Here is a 2,590-nt window from a genome sequence, read left to right as displayed (position 1 = left end):
GACCTGCTCGGCCCCGCTCCGGGGATACACGACGGCCGTAGGTGGCCTGCTGCATCCTTACCCGGCGATCCGTCGTACTTCTCAGCATCTTGGAAGTGCGCCAATGACGCGCAGACGACGCGCTCCTGAGCACGGGCCACCCGCCGGTGACCGGAATGGCTCCTCGAATAGAATAGAGACATGATACGTGGAGGGGATGATGCAGAAATGGTTGAAGCCCTTATGGCAAGGCGCCACGCTGTGTTGGCTGCTGATGGTTCCGGCGCTTGCACTGGCCGGCCAGGCAGTCGATGGCGGGGATGAGCTCATTGCTCAGGGTATCGCATTACGTGAACAAGGAGATCTCCAGAAATCGATCGACCTCTTGTCTTCCGTCAGCAAACTGGCCGTATCCCCTGGCGGCCAGTTACGGGCGCGCGGAGAGCTGGGGATTTCCTTGCTGCAAGCCCACCGCCATGAAGAGTCCGAAGGTCTGCTGCGCAGTGCTTACGGATCATCGACGGGTGTCGAGCGCGCCCATTTTGCCGTCTATCTGGGCAATCTGGCACTCATTCGCAAGCGCAGCGAAGAAGCCAGGGGGTACTATCAGGAAGCGCTCGACCTCGCGCCAGAAGCGATCGAGATCCAGTTCAGCGTTCGTCTCAACCTCCTCCGGATGGCTCCCGAAGCAGAAAAGCTTGCGCAACTATTGCTGCTGTCACAGCAGACCGAACAGGTCGGTGGACCTCCTGGTCCGCTCGCCCGCTTCCACCTCAACCTGGGTGAGCAGGCGCGCCTATTGGGAACGCCGGGCTTGTTCCTGGCGTATCGACACCTCGATCGGGCACGGGAACTCTCCAGGCAGCAGGGCAATCCTGCTTTAGCCGTGGAGGCCCTGGATGCCCTGGCACAGCTCTATGAGGACCATCACCGGGACCAGGATGCGCTGATCCTGACCCAACAGGCCATCGAACAGGCGCATTCCCTGGCGCCAGGAGCAGTCGCCCGCTTGCTGATCGATCTGGAATGGCGGCAGGCACGGCTGCTCCGGGCCAGAGGTCGGGAGGCGCCGGCGCTGGCTGCTTACCAGCGCGCCGTCAGCCACCTCGAGTCGGTGCGACAGGATATCCCCATAGAATATGAAGATGGCCGATCGTCTTTTCAGGCGACGCTCGAACCGATTTATCTGGGCTATACGGATCTGCTGCTGCGGCAACTCGACAAGCAGCCGGCAGAGGTTCAGGCGGCGCAGTTGCCGAAGGTGCTGAATGCACTGGAATGGATCCGGCAAGCCGAACTGCAGGATTTCCTGGGAGATCGCTGCGCGCTCGAGGCTGCGCAAGGCAGCGATCCAGAGCGGGTGCCCTCGGGCACGGCAGTGCTCTACCCGGTCATCCTGCCCGATCGCATCGAATTGTTGCTGCAGACATCGAACGGCATCCATCGGCAGACCACGGCGATCGCCGGTGCGACCCTGCGCGCCACGGCACAGACCCTGGCCGACGCCTTGCGCAACGGCCTGGAGGACTATCTGGAGCCGGCACGGCAACTGAACGACTGGCTCCTCAAGCCCTTTGCCGACATCTTCGCTGCTCAACACATCGACTCGCTGGTGCTCGTCCCGGAGGGGGCCTTGCGTCTGGTGCCGATGGCCGCGCTGCATGACGGCCAGCAGTTCGTGATCGAAAAATATGCGGTTTCGATGGTCACCGGCATGACTATGACCCATACCGGAGTGCCGGTCGGGCAGATGGCGGCATCCCTGGTGGTCGGCCTCTCGGAACCCGGACCGGTGGTTGAGAAGCACAGCCGCTTGCTGAGTGAACAAATCCAGCAAGCGGACGTGGCCGAAAAGGATCGGCGTGGGAGGGGACTTGCGCGGACGGTCGAGTTACGTTCGATGCGCCTGCTCCGCAGTGCGACGCCATCGAACCAGCCGTCGTCCCGGCAAATCGAGGATCTTCGAACTAGTCTGACCTTGCCCGGAGTCAAGGAAGAAATCGAGGCGCTGCGCAGCATCCTGCACGGGAACACCCTGCTGGATGCGCAATTCACCGTCGACCAACTTCGCCAGCAGGCCGAATCCGGCGATTACCGCATCGTCCACATCGCCTCGCATGGCGTTTTCGGTGGTAATGCCGAGACCAGCTTCATCCTGGCCTACGATGACCTGATCACGATGAACGGGCTGCAGAGCCTGCTCAAGGCCGCGAAACTCCAGAGCACGCCGATCGAGCTGCTGAGCCTGTCCGCCTGTGAGACCGCCGAAGGCAACGACCGGGCGCCGCTCGGCATCTCCGGCGCCGCCATCAAGGCGCGTGCCCGGAGTGTCCTCGGCACCCTGTGGCCGGTCGCCGACGAGGTGGCGAAAGCACTCATGAAGAGTTTCTACGGCGGCATTGCCAACACCCGCTTGTCCAAGACCGAAGCCCTGCGCCGGGCACAACTCGAATGGCTTCGTCACCCTGATTGGAGTCACCCCTTCTATTGGGCGCCGTTCATCATCATCGGGAACTGGCTGTGAGGAGAACCCTGTTCACCCCCTGCAAACCGGATTGGCCGCCCGTTGTGGCCCTGCTCGCAGTTGCCGGGTGCGCGTTGCCGGCGCAGG

General features: G+C 62.7%; 1 protein-coding gene. It reads left to right on the top strand.

All coding sequences use genetic code 11. The features are described 5' to 3' along the window. Positions 1–196 precede the first annotated feature (196 nt). A complete protein-coding gene (locus AW06_RS18295) occupies positions 197–2,503 on the top strand; it encodes a CHAT domain-containing protein (protein WP_034953201.1) in 2,307 nt (768 codons plus the stop codon). The last annotated feature ends 87 nt before the right edge of the window (positions 2,504–2,590 follow it).

Source organism: Candidatus Accumulibacter cognatus (genome assembly GCF_000584975.1).
In the GTDB taxonomy this organism is placed as follows: Bacteria; Pseudomonadota; Gammaproteobacteria; order Burkholderiales; family Rhodocyclaceae; genus Accumulibacter; species Accumulibacter cognatus.
The sequence above is the reverse complement of the archived record's forward strand: the minus strand, read 5'-3'. Positions and strand labels throughout refer to the sequence as shown.

Excerpts from the sequence above, each read along its gene's own strand:
- AW06_RS18295 (WP_034953201.1), top strand. The coding sequence starts at position 197 with ATGATGCAGAAATGGTTGAAGCCCTTATGGCAAGGCGCCACGCTGTGT.